We start from the raw sequence: 15,892 nt of genomic DNA on the forward strand, positions 1-15,892 counted from the left end.
TGCTGGGAGTTGGGATCCGCCGTAAACCTGCGGCCGTTAAACGTCCGGGTAAACCCCGCGGGAACTCCCACGAACTCCCACTGCTGGGAGTTGGGTGGCCAGAGTGTCTACTCTCACGGCTGGCCTGGTGCAAGGCTAGAGTGTTCCCACGAACTCCCAGGAGTGGGAGTTCGTGGGAGTTAATGGGAGTTTGGACCAGCGACAAACTTCCAACACATATGGAAGCCCACGGGAGTAATGATGACGCTGCGGCAACCAATGCCAGCACCGCACATAAATGAGCTAATAAAAAATCTTGATCAGCAAGACATTGCTAACGCTGTGGTGGCTGTGTCTGGGAGCCGTGAGGCCCGGTATCTCCACTGGGATGAGTTCAGATACAAGACGCCACCCAAAAACGTATCTACTGAGGCCTGGTGGTTCGCCGTAAAGATCGCCCGCATGGGCACGCAACGCAAACTCGATCTAAAGGACAACGCAAACAAGCCATTCGTCTTCAACCTTCCAGATGTAGTCCTTCAAGACATTGAGTTCGTGAGTGAGCGGCTTAAGGGCACGATCGGGTTTGGGGAACGGGTAACAAACCCGGCAACGCGTGATCAGTATCTAGTCAGTTCCCTGATCGAGGAAGCGATTACGTCGAGCCAGCTGGAGGGCGCCACAACAAGTCGCAGAGTTGCTAACCAGCTTATTCGCTCTGGCCGGGAGCCTCGTGATCGAAGCGAGCGAATGATCGTAAACAACTTCTATGCAATGGAGCGTGTTGGTGATCTGCGTGGTGAGCCGCTGACCTTGGATACAATCCAAGAATTGCATCGGATCGTCACCGACGGCACACTTGATGATCCAGATGCAGCCGGGCGCTTTCAAAAGCCAGGCGAAGAACGCGTAAAAATCTACGATAGCGAAGATAATGTTCTATATTATCCGCCACCGGCCGAAGAGATCGAAGAACGGCTGCAAAAGCTATGCGACTTCGCGAACACTGAAACGTCGGGCCAGTACTTTCCAGGCGTGTTGAAGGCGCTGACGATTCATTTCATGATCGGTTATATCCATCCGTTCGAGGATGGTAATGGGCGTACCGCAAGAATCCTCTTCTACTGGTCAATGCTCAACCAAGGATATTGGCTGACTGAGTTCATCAGCGTCTCGCGGCTCCTCAAGAAGGCGCAGGGAAAGTACGCACGATCATTTCTTTACACCGAAACCGACGGCAGCGACTTAACGTACTTCTATGTCTACCACCTAGGCATAATCCGGCGATCAATCAATGCCTTGTACGACTATCTTGCCCGCGAGATGGCCCAGCTTAGAGAAGTGCGTCAGTTGCTCGCCAAGGAGCAGGAACGGTACAACGGTCGACAAATGGCTGTTATTCAGCACGCTTTGAAGGATCCTGAGTACGCATTTAGCGTTGATACACATATGAGGTCTCACCGGATCGGTGCAGAAACGGCCCGAAAGGATCTGCAAGACCTAGAGTCGTCCGGTGTCCTGGTCAAGACGAAATCGGGACGAAAGTTCGTCTTTCTGGCGGCACCAAATTTGGCAAAGTCATTAAGAGATCGCGCGGCACAGCTGCCAAACTGACTCCGCAACCCGGCGATTACATCATGGCAGCCGCCGCCACGCACTCCCGCAAAGCGACCGCAGATAGAAGCCAGCGAAACCCAATTTTGCACCTGGCGTAGGAAATCGTTTGTGGTGTCGTTGACCAGGTGAAGGCTGTGGATATCTCCGGCCCGTGGCGGTTCACTCTGGCGCAGGCACCTGATGTTGTGGCGAGGTTTTGCGCCAGTAGGTGCTGGATTTTGGGCATAGCTGGCAGCTGACAGCGAGTGGCTGACCGTGTTTTGGCTGCCAGGCGCCGCCTTGCCCACCGCAGCAGGTGCCCGGTTCAGGACCGCTTTCGTTTTGCATGATCGTGCCTCCCGGCGTGAGCGTGAGACCTTGCCGCAGCCTCTCACAAGTTCGAACCTATGTTCGATAGCCTGGATGGTGTGGGCAGGCCGTTAGCGGTGCCGGGTGTAAAGCGGGCGAGTGATCTCGCCTCGCCCGCGGCTGGCCTCGCGAGGGATAAGGCGCTGCCGGTGATCGCCGAGTTGCGGCCGCTGTTTCCTGGTCAGGGTTTGCGCCGTGGCTCCGCTGTCGTTATCGAGCGTTCCCTCGGCTCGCTGTATCTGATGTATGCGGCTTTGGGTGAGGCGACGCAGGCAGGTTCGTGGGTGGGATTCGTTGGTATGCCGTGGCTTTCGGTGATGGCGGCCAAAGAACAAGGCATCGTCTTAGACCGTATGGTCATGGTCCCGTACCAGCGCGATCTGTGGCTGGAGGTGGTGACCACGATGATTGACGGGTTCGACCTCGTGGGGTTCGCCCCGGCCGCGCCGGTCAAACCTGGTGAGGCAGCACGAATCTCAGCCCGTGTTCGCGCACGGGCAAGCGTGCTGTTGGTGCACTGCTTCGAGCCGGGCATGTGGCCCGGCGCCGAGTTGACCCTGCGCACGACGCAAACCTGGTTCGGTCTCAACCATGGCCGTGGCCGTCTGCAAGGGTGCGTCATCGAAGCCCAGTCACAAGGCAAAGGCAGCGCCAGCCAGCCCCGGCAGGTGACCCTGCATGTCCCGCGTGACTGGCGCCCACCGCAGCCTGCCGAGGTTCAGCGCCCGGCGTTGCGTGTCGTGAAAGATGTTGCCTAGCAGGGCTTTTCGGCCTCGGTCATCCGGTCCAGCACACCGTTTTGGGCGAGGACCGCGGCGACCTCGTGCGGGTTGGCGAAATCCCCAACGTAGTGGCGGCCGTTGGTAATCCGCAGCCGCTGACGTGCCCCGTAGCGGGGAACGGAGATCACAATGGTCTCCACCCGCCACTGGCCGCAGCACGTACAGATCATCACCTTGGCGAGTATGCAGATCAGTAGCTAAGCCAGCTACAGCAACCGCATCATCGCAGGTCAAACGCGGTCAGGTTTGGCCGTTCGGCTGTAGCTAGCTCACCCGAGTAGATCACTACGTTCAAGCCATGGTCTCCGGTACGAGCTTCTACGTGATCCGTGAAACCGCGGCGCTCGCGGTCATGGTGGCCAAGTACGGCCTGACCGAATACCAGGCACGGCAGATCTTTGGCGAGATGCTGCTCGATGTCGGCTGGGACTTCATCTTCAACCACACCGCCCAGGAGATCGCCGCCATCGCCTATCACGACTACCGCGATTAGAGAGGGCAGGTCTTTCAAACATCGTCGACCTTGGGCCATCTGGGTCCGAACGAACTCGATCCAAGAGGCACGCGGGCTCGAGCTAGGCGTTGGTGAAGAATGCCGTGTCTGTCCGGGAAAGGGGATGACCGGTTTTTCGGCTAGAGGTGTCTGGCACGCGGCTACTGGCTAGCCGTTTCGCCGAACCGCGTGGCGATGGCTGCACCGGAAGAGCTAGCTAACACCGCGATTGGGCTCAGGGCCGTTCTCGACATCGGCTAGCCCCATTCCTTTGTAGTGCCCGGTCCAGACGGACCGGGCACTGGTGAGCCGTCGCTGCTAGGTTCAGCCGTGGTTGGTTACGGTGCCGGAAAACCCTCCAAAAGCCCACTGGCTTCCGTCGCTGAATCCGGTGCCGGTCGAGGTCCGGACCCAGACACTGTCGCCGTTTTGCGCGATCAGGTCATCCTTGCCATCACCATTGACATCACCAATATGGTTCGTGAGGTTGCCGAAGAACGACCCAAAGACCCACTGGTTCCCGTCGCTGAATCCGGTGCCGGTCGAGGTCCGGACCCAGACACTGTCAGCGTTCTGCGCGATCAGGTCATCCTTACCGTCACCGTTGACATCACCAATATGGTTCGTGACGTTGCCAGAAAACGATCCAAAGACCCACTGGCTCCCGTCGCTGAATCCGGTACCGGTCGAGGTGCGCACCCAGACACTGTCGGCGTTTTGCGCGATCAGGTCATCCTTACCGTCACCGTTGACATCACCAATATGGTTCGTGACGTTGCCAGAAAACGATCCAAAGACCCACTGGCTCCCGTCGCTGAATCCGGTACCGGTCGAGGTGCGCACCCAGACACTGTCGGCGTTTTGCGCGATCAGGTCATCCTTACCGTCACCGTTGACATCCCCGATGTGGTTGGTGACGTTGCCAGAAAACGCCCCAAAAGCCCACTGGCTTCCAGCGGCGAACCCGGTACCGGTGGAAAGCCGCACCCAGACGCTGGCGTCGTTTTGCGCGATTAGGTCATCCTTGCCATCACCATTGACATCACCAATGTGGTTGGTGAGGTTGCCGAAGAAACCCCCGTTTCCCCACTCGCTTCCGGCGTCAAACCCGGTGCCATTCGAGGTGCGCACCCAGATGCTGGAGTCGTTTTGCGCGATCAGGTCGTCCTTGCCGTCACCGTTGACATCACCGATGTGGTTGGCAGTGCTGCCATAAAACGTTCCAAGGCCCCACTCGGATTCGGTGTTGAAACCGGTGCCGTTGGAGGTGCGGGCCCAGATACTGTCAAGGTTCTGCGCTACCAGATCGTCCTTGCCGTCGCCGTTGATGTCTGCATCTCCGGCCGGCTGCCGAACTTTTATTTGGACCGTGGCGGTCGATTGGTTCCCGTTTGCGTCGGTGACGGTGAGAGAAACATTGTAGGAACCGGGGCGGGGATAACTGTGCTGGGCTACAACGCCGTTTGCTGCCGTACCATCACCAAAATTCCAGCTATATGTCAGCCCTGTGCCGGTAGAACCCGCAGCAGTAAGGTTGACTAGCACGCCACAACTGGCCGTTGTCTGGTACGTCCATATGCGGGCAACCGGTGCTGCGACCGGCGGCGTGCCGCCGCCACCGCCGCCTCCGCCGCCACCGTTGCCAGGTGTCCCGGCGGTGGTGTTCTGGCAAAGGTTCACTGTCTTTGAAGGCAATTCACCGGCCTGCCACGACTTCTCCGTGATTAGCCAGTTCAGGCCAAAGCCGTCGATGGCGGCATTGAATCCGGTGATCGTGGTCTGCTCGTACGTGTGGCCGTAAACCATATAGGCGGTCTCAGGCGAGCATCCGGTAGTGACCTTGTCGAAACCATAGAGAATTAGCCCGTTATAGAGGCTGAAATCCCATGGTGATCCTGATCCTGGTCCAGAGCACTCGCCATTGTTGATTCCATTGACGATCTTGTCCTGGACAGTGGCCGTGACACCCCATTGGTTGACTCCGATAGCTCCGTTGCCAACCTTCTTCTCATTTGCAACGGTGAACGACACGCCATCAATGCCGAAGTCGTTGTCATAGGCGTCATATTGCTTGCCACCCCAATAGGTGAAAGAACCGCCGATGGGGGCATATCCTGATCCGGTCACCCGAATACCGGCGCCATCGTCTCCACCGACCGGTGTCGGCACACATAGTCTTTCTTCCTGATCCCAAAAGTAGGTGTTGGTGTTCCACTTGTACTGGCCCATGGCGTAGTAGTGGTTCACCTGAGTGTCGTAGAACAGCGAGATTCCGCTGAAGTCGACATCAGCAGGACGCGAGTGTTCTGGCGGCGGCAAAGACTGCGTACCAAAAGAGTCCGTCGCACTGGCGGTAGGGGTAGGGGTAGGGGTAGGGGTAGTCGTGCTTAGCCGGGTCAAGCACCATTCGTGCGCCAGGGCTTCGGCGACTTCGATGTGCGGTTTGCCCGACAGGGCAAGCTTCGCGTAGCCCCGTCCAAGCGTCTCGGGAGTCGTCGCCTGATTCGCGGCAGTGCCCTTCTTGACACACTTAGCAGCCGCGGGTGCCTTCGACGCTCCAACCGCATAGACAGGGGTGATTGCAGCAAAGCCGCCAGCCGTAACCGTGAGTATTGCAGCCGCAAGTGCTACGACTCGATTTCTCGGTTTCACTAAACTCCTTGAGATTTCCCGCCTTTCCACGCAATGCCAGGCGAAGAATGCATCCCGGCGTTGACGTGGCTGTTCCAGATCGATCCACGACAGCGAGCTGGTTCTCCCCAACTCATTGCCATTCGATCCTGATGCCAGGCGTAATTACGGATATGAGGGGCGATCTACCTGGAACCGAACGACATTGGGTTCACCCGAAGATCGACCAGCGGAGGATATCGGAAACAACGGCGTCCGGCTGTCCCGCTTTTCGCGAAGGTTGCCGTGGGTGGCAGTTTGCCCCAGCGAAGCGCTCAAGGCATGAGGCTGCACGCCTCCAAGGCCGCGCTGGCGCACGCCAGACTGTGAAATGTCAGGCTTCGTGTCGTGTCCCAGTTGAGGGTTTCCGTTTCCGTCCCAGTTGATGGGTTCCCCGGTGGCATAGGGTTTTGTGGGGTTGAATAGTTGCGCGGTGGCTGCCGCTGGGGGCCGGTGGCCAGTGCGGATGAAGCAGATCACTTAAGGTGTCGGGCATGTCCTTATCTGACGAGATCTTGACGTGGCTTGGCTTCGTAGCCTTGGTGGTCGGCTTCATGGCCGTGCTGTTCTTCGTGGTTCGCGCGGCCGTGCGCGAGGGCGTATTGGAAGCAGATGCGGTGCGGCGCCAGCGCGATGGCCAGGCGCTCGGCCCGGATAACCCAGCCTCATAGCAGCTGGTCCTGCATAGGGCGCCGGTGGGTTTTGATCCGGGTAAATGGCCGGTGGCTGGTTCGCCGGACGGTCCGCATCCCGTCGCCGAGGTGAAAGATCAGTTGTATTTCGGTGACGCAGTCGGGACAGGCTCAGCGGGCCGGGCGCAGCGTGGCCTGGAATCTCTTTAGCCGTCAACAGGTTCGGCCCTGTCCGCAGCAATTCACGGGCTTCCAGGTCGAAGAACTTAGCGTCAGCTCAGCTACCCGGACCTGACCCATCTGCCGCGCAGAATTTCTGCCGCGACCGCAATAGACCAGGGTTCAGGAGACGACCCAGCCGAGCTTGCGGCAGGTCTCAATCACAGACGGGCCACGGGGCAGGTTGTAGTCCGGTGCGCACTCGTATGGCCCCGGTGGCTGCCATCCACCTGGCGCCGCGCATTTCGACTCATCCAGCGGCCGGAAATGCTTTGGTGCATCGGGCAGGCAGTTCCACCGCACACGTGTATCCCACTCGCGCGGCGCCGGGTACGACGGTGCGGCGCTCGGTGCGGGTGTCCAATCACAACGCAGCGCCGAATCCGGCGCGCACGGGGTCGGGTGCGGTGACTTTGCAGACGCGCCAGCCGTTGTCGTTGACGAGCTCGAATTCCCACCGCTGCGCGGCGCTTTCGTACCAGAACGCGCTGCCAGGTTTGCGGTTCGGGTCAGTGTTCGTATAAACCCAGGTCGCCATCGTCGAATGCGTAGCCCGGTCCCCATCAACCTTCGTCTCATCGTGGCCAGGGAAAAGATCAACGCGCTCAAACGCGCGCATGCCCTGAACGTTGGCGCGGCGCGCCGCGTTCGCCAGCTGCACCGCCTGCTCGTGCAGGCGCTCATCGTCGGCGCAGTAAAGGTTGTAGGCCGGGCCAGCCTCCGGCGGCTCGCCACCCAAAGGGGTGTCGAGAAAGTAAGCCAGCGCCGCCACAGCAGGGCTAGCAGCCCCTTTCCCGGCCTCAACGGTCTCCGTAACGAACCAGCGGCCAGCCAGCCCCGCAGGAACCGCCACCACACAGACAGCCAAACCCAGCAGCACCAGCACAATACGCGGCACCCTACGACGCCGCTCCGGCAAAGCCGTCTCAATCTGTTGCGTTACAACAGGCTCACTCGGCAAACCTGCATTTGGTCTGCCGAAACGCCCCCGGTTCCTGACCTTCTCCCCGCCGATCATCCCTCTACTCTGGACAAACACAGCACCGCAACGAAATGACCTACGTCGAAATGCGACGCAGGTCACGATCGGTCAAATTAGGTGGTCAGCATCCTGCATCGTCGAGCGTGATCTGTTGTCAACGGGCGGAGTCGCTAAGCGCCGTCAGCAGCGTGAGCATTCCGCTCGGATCGCCGACAATCGCAGTCGCTCCAGCAGCATGCAGCCGTTCTGCCTTTCCTGGCTTGTTCGCGTACCCAATCGATGCGACCCCCGCACGGTTGGATACTTCAATGTCACTTACCGAGTCCCCTATTAGGACAGCGGTTCCGGCAGGCATTCCGAGCGCTCTGAGAGCTTCACGAACTGGGAACACGTGCGGCTTCATCAGGTCTGGGCGGCCGTACGCCCTGCCTGCGATGAACTCGACATGAGTCACCGCGCCAACGATCGTTAGGTAGTCGCGGATGGCAGAAGCGCTGTTATTGCTAACTATGGCCAAGCGTTTACCCGACGCTCTGACCGCAGCCATGAAGTCCGTTGCGAATGGAGTGGGCTCAGCCGACAAAACTGCCTGCCGTTCACCCGCAATCAGAACATCCTCAACGTCAGGAACTAGCTCAAGTTGCCCAGCCGCGAACTCCAGCACCGCCATTGGGTCATTGGTGCCTTCGACATCATCGGAGACGTTGACACCCTTGTCGCGCAACACTTTCCTTAGACGGTTCGCTACTTCGGTATCCGGAAGGCCAGCAAAGACGCTGCATACCGGACCGTCAAAATCCAGGAGCACCGTATCGGCTTGACGCACTACCTCGGACGCGCGGCTCATTCGGCTACCTCGTAGGCGATAGTTGTCCAGATCGAGTCAAACCACGTCTGCGCTTGCTCGATCATGGTTGGGTCGGTCGCTGTCGGGTCGTCCGTGTTGACGAAGTGCATCAGAACCGAGTCCTTGCCCATGCTGTCGTATGCCGAGATGTGTTCTCCACCAACGACAACCGGGTGTTTCGCGACCGGGTAGAAGCCGAAAAACACCTCTTCCCGGTTGAGGATGTAGAGCTTGAACTGCGGACCCGCCCGGTGGAACCGCACTTCGACCTTGCCGCTTTTCAGGAGTTCCATCGCCACTAGTTCGTCAACTGTGTCTGTTATGGACTCCACAGAACGGCGAACGATTCGCTCCATCCGGCGGCGTAGCCGTGGATCGTCCTCGCCTGTTTCTGCCAGGCTGGGCACTGCGGCTGGTTTGCGCATGTCCGGCAGCAAGATACGGATCGAAAGAGAAGATGGGGTCAACTGACCTGCTCGCACCTTGTCCAGAGGCTCCGACAGGGCGCCATGCAAGGTTTCCGCCCCAAATCCGGCGAAGTCAATCGTGACATTTTCGCTGGTAAATAGGTCTTCTACGTGCGGTCTAAGGCCGACTGGGCGCTCAGTTTGAGCGCGAACAAAGGCCCCGCTTCCTTGTCGGCTGACAACCAGGCGTTCCTCCTTGAGCACGCGAAACGCATTACGAACCGTTTCGCGAGCCATGCCGTAGCGCTCCGCTAAGTCCGGCTGGGATGGCAGTCGGTCTCCGGCGTTGTAGACGCCGCTCTTGATCGCTGCCCGTAGGACTCCGGCTAGCTGCTGGAACGGCGGCTTTTCGTCGTTGGGGTCTAAGTCGCTTAGCGCTGCGAACTGCTGATCCATGCCCGCGAGATTACACCTGACTAGGCAAGTTGTAAAAGGTTGGATTTTCTGCTTGACATGTCTAGGCAAGCAACCTTAATTTGTTCTCATTGGCTCACTTGCCTAGGCAAGCTAGGCAAGTGGCCGAGTTTCTTGAGAACTTCACAGCGACAGATACAAGAGCTCTTACGTCAGGTACGCCCATTGGCGGTTCTGGCGGCGGTAGGTGAGAGGGCGATTCCTTCACTGCGAGGTTGGTGAGGGTGGGTGTATCCACAACGCGTGTGTGACCGCGAACCATGAGGCGGTTGATGCGTAAGTGCACTCCCCACCGGAACGGCCAAGCGGGCTGGAAGAACTCGAACGGGGTGACAAGCACGCGTCACCCCACGATCCGACCGTGGGCTATTAGGTCATTGATTAGTAATGGTTTCCCGCATACACGGCCAGTTCCGCTGGTGGGCCGGGGTAGGGGTTCGAATCCCTGTGCGGGAGCGGTGAAGCCAGCGTCCACGCTGGCTGACCTTCTGTTTTTCTCTGTTTCGCCGGGGCGCGGCTGGCCTGGAAACCTTTCGCCGCGCCCTGGCTTTCCTGTCTCCCCTTTAAGGAAGAGGTGTTTGCCATGGTCTCATCCGTCGCTTCGGCTGTGCGGATTACCTGCCGTAAGTCGTCCGTGTACCGGACCTGCGAATGTGGCGCGCTGTTCGCTACGTCTGCCGCTGAGGATCGCTGCCCCGGCTGTTCTGGCGTGCGTAGGCCGCGCCGTTCTGGTCCTGGTGTGCAGCGTCGTGGAAGGAACTGAAACTTCTGATGACCCGCGATGACGCTTTTACTGCTGGCCCGACAGATGTGGAGCTGGCCGCTATTGAGCTTGAGTGGCCGCTGATCGCGGCCGAAATGGACATTGTGGATGCTGAAATCCGGCTCCTGACCGCACCTGACGGGCTGACTGAGCTGGACTGGCGCAGGCTGCGCCGCGCCGAACGGCAACGGCTGAAGGTGCTCTGCGAATTGCTGGACCTCGCCGCGGCTAGTCTCACCCCCGTCGCAGGTCACGCCCCCGCTCTCGTGGCGGTGGCCGCATGAGCCGGTACCCGCTCGACCGCCATGTGGCGGACTCGCGTTTCTCGTTCGGGGTGACTGCTGAGGTCGCGAAAGTCCTTGCCCGCTTTGGCTACCCGAACATCATGAGCTTCTACGACGGCGCACCAGCCGACGCCGACCGGCTACAGGCCGCGCTCCTGCGATTCATCTACGGCCCCGCTGACGCGTGCGAGCCTGCTGCGATGGCGCTGCCGGAGTGGATGGCCCAAGCCACATCTGAGCTTGTTGCCGACTCTGGGCCTGCTCCGTTGCGGCCGGTGGGTGCGCCGGTGGAGTTCCGGCTCATCAGCAACCCCACGGCTGCAACGCATGCGGCCGACATCCTTCACCACGTCTTCAACGTCACGTACGTGTCCGATCCCCACCCGGGCCGTGACGGCCGGGTGCGTATCTACCTGACCGGGCACCGTGCCGCACCCTACAAGGGAGGCATCAAATGACTTCTCCGATCAGTCAGCCGCGTGTCTCGGGCAAGACGGCTGACATCCTGTCCAGCGTCTTCTACGGCGGTGTAGCCCTCACCGCTTTGGCCGGGCAGATCAGTGCCGCAGACAAGCTGGGCATCTCGTCAGCCATCGCGGTACCGGGTATCGCCCTGCTGGAGCTTGGTGGCGTGGCGTTGGCCGCACGCGCTGACTTCCGGCGCCGTTTGGGTGAAAACGCTTATGCGGCACGGATTCTCTCGGGTGCGGTCGCTGTTTTTGCGGTGGTGTTCAACTGGTACGGCCACGCGGATAACCTTTACGCCGCAGGCGTCTTCTCGTTCATGTCCGCGCTTGGGTATCTGGTGTGGCTTATCAACTCCGGTGACCGGCGCCGCGACCAGTTACGCGCCGAGGGCAAGCTGACCGCGACCCCGCCCGTCTACGGCATCGCGCAATGGGCCAAGCACCCGTTCCTCACCCGCAGGGCACGCGCCCTGGCTTCTGCTGATCCTTCGCTAGGTGTGCACGGGTCGCTCGAGGCCGCCGCCGACGCAGACCGGCTGGAGCGCCGACAGACGGCTATCGCTAAGGCGCTCAAAGACAGCCTGGCCAAGTCGGTTGACCCGGCGACGGCGGCGATCGCGGTCGCGACATTCGACCTCGACCAGATCGCCGCACGCCTGGCGGCTGAGGCCGACTATGACGGGCTGACGGCGCTGATCGGCGCCAAGATGACGCCGGTCCTTTTGACGGCATCAGCTGACGCGGCTGCCGTCAAGACCGAAGCCCGCAAGCGCGCGGCCAGGCCGGACGGTGACGCCACCGGCAAAACGGCTGTGTCGTCACGCAAGACCGGCTCCACTGGAGAGCTTGTCGCCAAGGTTCTGTCGCGTAAGCCTGACGCGACGCCGGTCGATGTCGCCAAAGCCATCGGCAAATCAGAGCGCACCGTGCAGCGGTACTGGCCCAAGCCAGAAACCGTGTCGCCAGAACTGATCCCCGCAACCGCCTAACCCCGTGCACCGGGGAGGCCTGCGTGCGGGCCGGACCGTGAGCCGCTGAGCCGGTCCGGCTCGCCGCGCTAGCCGCCAACGATGACGGCACAACCGGGAAGGAGCACACCTGATGAAGACAGCCCTTGCCTGCCCCGACAACCCCAACAACGCCAGCACCCTTGCCGAGCGCACCGCCAAGCAGCTTGAAGCGATCAGCGGCTGGATTGACACCGCCGTCACAGAGCGCCGGAACCTGGCCGATGTGCTGGAGCAGCTGCAAAACGATCTGTGCGACATCGCGTGGCGGCTGCGTGAGGGCCTGTAAACGGTGACCGATCAGCGTGACGGCCGGGGCCAGCTCGCCCCGGCCCTCGCGCTGGCCGGCCACCGTGGCAGGCCATAGCGAAGGAGCATCCTCGTGGCGAACGAAACCACACTCACCATCGTGGGCAACCTGACCGACGATCCCGAATTGCGCTTCACCCCAACCGGTGTCGCCCTGGCTAAGTTCACCGTCGCTTCCACCCCGCGCCTGTATGACCGCGTTACCGAGTCGTACAAGGACGGCGACGCCCTGTTTATGAACTGCTCGGCATGGCGGGAGCTGGGCGAAAACATCGCCGAATCCCTCAAGAAAGGCTCCCGCGTTGTCGTGACCGGCCGCCTGCGGCTCAACCGCTGGGAAACCCCGGAAGGCGAGAAGCGGTCCGCGATGCAGCTCGACGTGGAAGACGTGGGCGCCTCGCTGAAGTACGCGCAGGCGAAGGTGATGAAGATGGCCCGCAAGACCGACGTAGCGGCAGCTGGCGGCGACCCGTGGGCCACCACGGCAGGTAAGGCCAGCGCGCCGCAGGACGACGAACCGCCTTTCTGAGCACCAGCTTTCACCGCGCAGTAAGCGTGACGACCGGGACGTTTATCGCCCCGGTCCTCGCGCTGGCTTGTCACGGTGGCAGGCCAGGAAAGGACACATCTCTTGGGACGCACGATCACTTTTCCGGTCACGATCGAGATTCACTACCCGCCCGACCTGGAGATGCTGACGGTCTGGTCACACCGGCTGTTCGCCGCCTATTACGTCAGCGGGTTTACCGGCTCGGCCCTGTTTTTCGGCCCTGGCCTAAGCGCGTGGCTGTTCGGCATTTCGTGGTGGTGGCTGCTGCTGATGCCGCTAGGGCTGCTGTTCTCTTACGCCACGCAGGGTTTTGAGTACCTGATGTCGCAGGTGGACCGGCGCCGCTACGAACTGATCGCCTTCGCCCAGCTCGCCCGCGACAGTGGGCTCGATTAGCAGCAGACGCTGCTCTACCTGCCATGTGAAGGAGCAAAGGCATGGCACGCCATCCTTCGATCCCTTCGTGGACTGAAGTGTTAGACGCGGCAACGTATTCGGCCGCGATCCGCCGCCGCCGCAGAGTACAGCTGTGGCTGGTGCGGCACCCGAAAACCCGTATCACCTTGCGCATCGCGCGAGGGGTGTGGCGGCGCAAGCACTACGCGGTTAGGCCGATCCTGACCGCGATGGACTGGCTGTATGACCACGGCAGTCTGCGGGCGCAACCGTGGCGCCGCAACGACACCCGGACTAGAACCCGGACCCAGCACACCTACGAAGACGACTATGTGCCGTGCACCAAGTGCGGGCGGATGGTGCGAGCAAAAAATGCCCGCGCGCATCTGGCCTGGCACATGCAATGGGACGGCCGCACCAACCCGATCACTGCCCGCCGTGGCTACCGAAAGGTCTGGGAGACAACAGATTTCCCGGTCAGCGCACCACCCGCACCGAACGCACCATCCAGCTCCGCCACAGGAAAGCCCGCCTCTGTTAAGGGAGTACACCACCGTATGTCGACCACGACGACGCATCTTAAGCCGCTGATGAACGCCGCCAAGGAACTCTCGGAGATGGAGCCAGCTACCGCGTGGGAACTCGACGCGCAGCTCGTTGGCCTGTCCCGTGGTGCGGTCGCGATCGCTGACGCGATCGGCGACTACGCCGAAACCCTCGACACCACCCACATTGACCAGCGGGTCAGCGCGCATGTGCTGACCGCGATGGAAAACCTCGTGCAGGCCGGTTCAGCGTTCGCGAACGCCGCGACCTCGTTCCGCACCCTATACGCCGCGCATCTGGAAGCCGCAGAGGCCGGGGTGCGCCAGCCGACCGCCGCAGGTTTCTTCGACCCGAAGAACGCCGCCTAACCCCACTGCTACAACCGCTATACCTGGTGCACCCCAAACCCCTGGGGTGCACCACTTTTTGACCCCTTGAGGAGACAAGACCGTGTTTGGCAAGCGCAAATCTAAGACCAACGCGCTGGCGCTCATCGATGACCGGCAGCGCAACACGATCGCCTTCGCGATCGCCCGGCTGCTGTGGCGGTTCCGCCGCCAGCTGGCCCCGGTCGCCGTCGCCCTGCTCGTTCTTGCTATCGCTGTTACCGCCCTGATTGTTCGGCTGACCGCTGGTACCGGCTGGCTGATCGCCTCCTATGCGGTAGCAGCGTTGTGCGCTTCCGCGTGGCTGACACGGCTGCACGGATACGACCGCGGCCTCGCCGCGATCGTGCTCACCATTGCCGGACCTTGGACGATCCTGGTGGCGTACCAGCCAGGCAACGGCGGCCTATACGGCCTATGGGCCTTGGCCACGCCCGTGCTCGGTTTGGGCTGGTGGATGTCAGGCACCCTGCGCGCGCAGCTGCGCGCTGACGCGGTAAAGCAGCGGTGGAATACCGTCGCCCAGATCGCGGGTGTTGCTGGATCGAAGCTGCTCGCGACCCGCAAAACCCCGGCAGGGGAAATCCTGACGGTGAAGCTGGCCGCTGGGCAGACGCCGGAAGACATCTCCCGCAAGCGCATCGAAGGCGCCTACGAGCTGCGCCCTGGCGCGGTGAAAGTCGAGCAGGACAAAACCAACGCCCGCAAGGTTTTGGTGCACCTGACCGAAACCGACCCGTGGACACAGCCACTCATTCACCCGGCCGTGCACATCGTCAACAACAGCACCGGTCTGCAACCATAGAGAGTTGCGGTCATCGGGTCCTTTTTGGACGTTGTCCAGGTAGCTTGCGGGCTTGCGCGAGCTTGGCTAGCTCAAGCGCCACCTCTGGTGTCGGCAGCGACCGTGAGCCGATCAAAACGTGCCCACGTTCGATCCAAAACGAACACACGCCGTCGGCCGTCAACGCCGATCCCGGAATTTCCGGTTGGTCCTCGCGGCTATCAGGATCGAGAAAAGGTCTCCTGTCTTCTCTCGCTGGCTTGAACTCAGCGATGAGCCAGCCAAACCCCGCGTTGATGTGCCAAAGCCGCCCGCGCCTGTACAGGCCGACCCGCGGCACGCCTTCCTTTTCGAAGATTGCTATCAGCTCGGTCAGTAGCCGCTGCCTCACTCTTGCTTCGGCAATTGCCGCGGCTTCGGCGCGCTGGCGAGCCACCTCACGTGCTTTCGCTTCGGCTTCGGCAGCCTGGCGGTCACGTTCCAGCGCCTCACGGGCATCCTCCTCAAGACCCATGCCCGCGAGTCTAAAGAGGCATCGATGAATGCACTATGGCCACGTGGCCAGCCCCGAAGGACTACAGCACCGGCACAGGATCTATTGAACGGAGGCGGCACACCATGGCACGACCGAAAACCAGCACCGCGACTACGTCCATCGCTAACCCTGCCCTGTGGCTGCCTGGCGTGCGCAGCATCCACACCCCGGTTCCGCTTGGCGTGTATGAGGACGGCAGCGTCGCCGAACTCGCCCTGTGGAACACCATTGGCGCCCGGCACACATTCCTGACCGGCGCCACCGGGTCAGGGAAAACCACCAGCCTCAACGTGCTGCTAACCGGGACCATGGCCAGCGTCGACACGGTTGTGTGGGTTATCGACGTGGCCAAACGCGGCAAGTCGCTGGCGCCGTGGCTGCCGTGCATTGACTGGCTGGCCACCGACCCGGCAAC

19 protein-coding genes are annotated in these 15,892 nt (G+C 61.2%); 13 read left to right on the forward strand and 6 right to left on the reverse strand.

Annotated features, from left to right (window positions below):
* The first annotated feature begins 240 nt into the window (after positions 1-240).
* Positions 241-1,593: a Fic family protein gene (locus A3E1_RS0119020; RefSeq protein ID WP_026208593.1), complete on the forward strand. Its 1,353-nt coding sequence runs from the start codon at positions 241-243 to the stop codon at positions 1,591-1,593.
* Between the two features lie 410 nt (positions 1,594-2,003).
* Entirely contained in the window at positions 2,004-2,702 is a 699-nt protein-coding gene (locus A3E1_RS40975) for a hypothetical protein (protein ID WP_245571272.1), read from the forward strand.
* Here A3E1_RS40975 and A3E1_RS47205 read toward each other — a convergent pair.
* A complete protein-coding gene (locus A3E1_RS47205; protein ID WP_020522387.1) occupies positions 2,699-2,866 on the reverse strand; it encodes a hypothetical protein in 168 nt (55 codons plus the stop codon). The genes A3E1_RS40975 and A3E1_RS47205 overlap by 4 nt on opposite strands.
* 158 nt (positions 2,867-3,024) lie before the next feature.
* On the opposite strand from A3E1_RS47205, the gene A3E1_RS0119035 reads away from it, so the two are divergent.
* Positions 3,025-3,219, forward strand: a complete 195-nt coding sequence (locus A3E1_RS0119035) for a hypothetical protein (protein WP_020522388.1) — start codon at positions 3,025-3,027, stop codon at positions 3,217-3,219.
* A 324-nt stretch (positions 3,220-3,543) separates the two neighbouring features.
* On the opposite strand, the gene A3E1_RS44905 is transcribed toward A3E1_RS0119035, so the two are convergent.
* Positions 3,544-5,871, reverse strand: a complete 2,328-nt coding sequence (locus A3E1_RS44905) for an FG-GAP-like repeat-containing protein (protein ID WP_157631608.1) — start codon at positions 5,869-5,871, stop codon at positions 3,544-3,546.
* A gap of 512 nt (positions 5,872-6,383) precedes the next feature.
* Between A3E1_RS44905 and A3E1_RS47740 the strand changes: the two genes are divergently transcribed.
* Positions 6,384-6,560 (forward strand): hypothetical protein, encoded by a 177-nt coding sequence (locus A3E1_RS47740; RefSeq protein WP_020522390.1) that lies wholly within the window; start codon positions 6,384-6,386, stop codon positions 6,558-6,560.
* 544 nt (positions 6,561-7,104) lie between these two features.
* Here the strand turns inward: A3E1_RS47740 and A3E1_RS0119050 are convergent.
* The 3 genes from A3E1_RS0119050 to A3E1_RS0119060 form a co-directional block, all read right to left on the reverse strand.
* A complete protein-coding gene (locus tag A3E1_RS0119050) occupies positions 7,105-7,626 on the reverse strand; it encodes a nuclear transport factor 2 family protein (RefSeq protein ID WP_020522391.1) in 522 nt (173 codons plus the stop codon).
* A gap of 250 nt (positions 7,627-7,876) precedes the next feature.
* Positions 7,877-8,530: an HAD family hydrolase gene (locus A3E1_RS0119055; RefSeq protein ID WP_157631609.1), complete on the reverse strand. Its 654-nt coding sequence runs from the start codon at positions 8,528-8,530 to the stop codon at positions 7,877-7,879.
* A 35-nt stretch (positions 8,531-8,565) separates the two neighbouring features.
* A complete protein-coding gene (locus A3E1_RS0119060) occupies positions 8,566-9,432 on the reverse strand; it encodes a winged helix-turn-helix domain-containing protein (RefSeq protein WP_020522393.1) in 867 nt (288 codons plus the stop codon).
* Between the two features lie 789 nt (positions 9,433-10,221).
* On the opposite strand from A3E1_RS0119060, the gene A3E1_RS40985 reads away from it, so the two are divergent.
* The 8 genes from A3E1_RS40985 to A3E1_RS41000 all read left to right on the forward strand — a co-directional run bounded on the left by A3E1_RS40985 (position 10,222) and on the right by A3E1_RS41000 (position 14,963).
* Entirely contained in the window at positions 10,222-10,497 is a 276-nt protein-coding gene (locus A3E1_RS40985) for a DUF6284 family protein (RefSeq protein WP_020522394.1), read from the forward strand.
* Positions 10,494-10,955, forward strand: coding sequence for a hypothetical protein (locus tag A3E1_RS40990; RefSeq protein ID WP_020522395.1), 462 nt, complete (start codon positions 10,494-10,496; stop codon positions 10,953-10,955). Before A3E1_RS40985 ends, A3E1_RS40990 begins: the two co-directional genes overlap by 4 nt.
* Positions 10,952-11,953 (forward strand): hypothetical protein, encoded by a 1,002-nt coding sequence (locus A3E1_RS44910; protein WP_020522396.1) that lies wholly within the window; start codon positions 10,952-10,954, stop codon positions 11,951-11,953. Before A3E1_RS40990 ends, A3E1_RS44910 begins: the two co-directional genes overlap by 4 nt.
* Positions 11,954-12,065: 112 nt before the next feature.
* Positions 12,066-12,260 carry a hypothetical protein gene (locus tag A3E1_RS0119080; protein ID WP_020522397.1) on the forward strand — a complete coding sequence of 65 codons (195 nt, stop codon included), beginning with the start codon at positions 12,066-12,068 and terminating at the stop codon, positions 12,258-12,260.
* Between the two features lie 93 nt (positions 12,261-12,353).
* Positions 12,354-12,809, forward strand: a complete 456-nt coding sequence (locus A3E1_RS0119085; RefSeq protein WP_020522398.1) for a single-stranded DNA-binding protein — start codon at positions 12,354-12,356, stop codon at positions 12,807-12,809.
* 102 nt (positions 12,810-12,911) lie between these two features.
* Positions 12,912-13,226: a hypothetical protein gene (locus A3E1_RS0119090; RefSeq protein WP_020522399.1), complete on the forward strand. Its 315-nt coding sequence runs from the start codon at positions 12,912-12,914 to the stop codon at positions 13,224-13,226.
* A 41-nt stretch (positions 13,227-13,267) separates the two neighbouring features.
* Complete coding sequence (locus tag A3E1_RS0119095) at positions 13,268-14,140, forward strand: hypothetical protein (protein ID WP_020522400.1); 873 nt, start codon at positions 13,268-13,270, stop codon at positions 14,138-14,140.
* 82 nt (positions 14,141-14,222) lie between these two features.
* The gene (locus A3E1_RS41000) at positions 14,223-14,963 is read left to right on the forward strand and encodes a hypothetical protein (protein WP_020522401.1); all 741 of its coding nucleotides are present in this window, start codon (positions 14,223-14,225) and stop codon (positions 14,961-14,963) included.
* Positions 14,964-14,973: 10 nt separating this feature from the next.
* Here A3E1_RS41000 and A3E1_RS0119105 read toward each other — a convergent pair whose 3' ends face one another.
* Positions 14,974-15,456: a hypothetical protein gene (locus A3E1_RS0119105; protein WP_020522402.1), complete on the reverse strand. Its 483-nt coding sequence runs from the start codon at positions 15,454-15,456 to the stop codon at positions 14,974-14,976.
* 104 nt (positions 15,457-15,560) lie between these two features.
* Here A3E1_RS0119105 and A3E1_RS0119110 point away from each other — a divergent pair.
* Positions 15,561-15,892, forward strand: a 332-nt coding sequence (locus A3E1_RS0119110) for a type IV secretion system DNA-binding domain-containing protein (RefSeq protein WP_169454427.1), incomplete at its 3' end; no start/stop codon positions are given.

Origin of the sequence: Catelliglobosispora koreensis DSM 44566 (assembly GCF_000379685.1) — a bacterium.
In the GTDB taxonomy this organism is placed as follows: Bacteria; Actinomycetota; Actinomycetes; order Mycobacteriales; family Micromonosporaceae; genus Catelliglobosispora; species Catelliglobosispora koreensis.

What these genes read in the sequence shown, in the direction of transcription:
- A3E1_RS0119095 (WP_020522400.1), top strand. Translation starts at nt 13,268, where the DNA reads ATGGCACGCCATCCTTCGATCCCTTCGTGGACTGAAGTGTTAGACGCG.
- A3E1_RS44910 (WP_020522396.1), top strand. Translation starts at nt 10,952, where the DNA reads ATGACTTCTCCGATCAGTCAGCCGCGTGTCTCGGGCAAGACGGCTGAC.
- A3E1_RS0119080 (WP_020522397.1), top strand. Translation starts at nt 12,066, where the DNA reads ATGAAGACAGCCCTTGCCTGCCCCGACAACCCCAACAACGCCAGCACC.
- A3E1_RS0119035 (WP_020522388.1), top strand. Translation starts at nt 3,025, where the DNA reads ATGGTCTCCGGTACGAGCTTCTACGTGATCCGTGAAACCGCGGCGCTC.
- A3E1_RS47740 (WP_020522390.1), top strand. Translation starts at nt 6,384, where the DNA reads ATGTCCTTATCTGACGAGATCTTGACGTGGCTTGGCTTCGTAGCCTTG.
- A3E1_RS0119060 (WP_020522393.1), bottom strand. Translation starts at nt 9,432, where the DNA reads ATGGATCAGCAGTTCGCAGCGCTAAGCGACTTAGACCCCAACGACGAA.
- A3E1_RS40990 (WP_020522395.1), top strand. Translation starts at nt 10,494, where the DNA reads ATGAGCCGGTACCCGCTCGACCGCCATGTGGCGGACTCGCGTTTCTCG.
- A3E1_RS0119020 (WP_026208593.1), top strand. Translation starts at nt 241, where the DNA reads ATGACGCTGCGGCAACCAATGCCAGCACCGCACATAAATGAGCTAATA.
- A3E1_RS0119105 (WP_020522402.1), bottom strand. Translation starts at nt 15,456, where the DNA reads ATGGGTCTTGAGGAGGATGCCCGTGAGGCGCTGGAACGTGACCGCCAG.
- A3E1_RS40985 (WP_020522394.1), top strand. Translation starts at nt 10,222, where the DNA reads ATGACCCGCGATGACGCTTTTACTGCTGGCCCGACAGATGTGGAGCTG.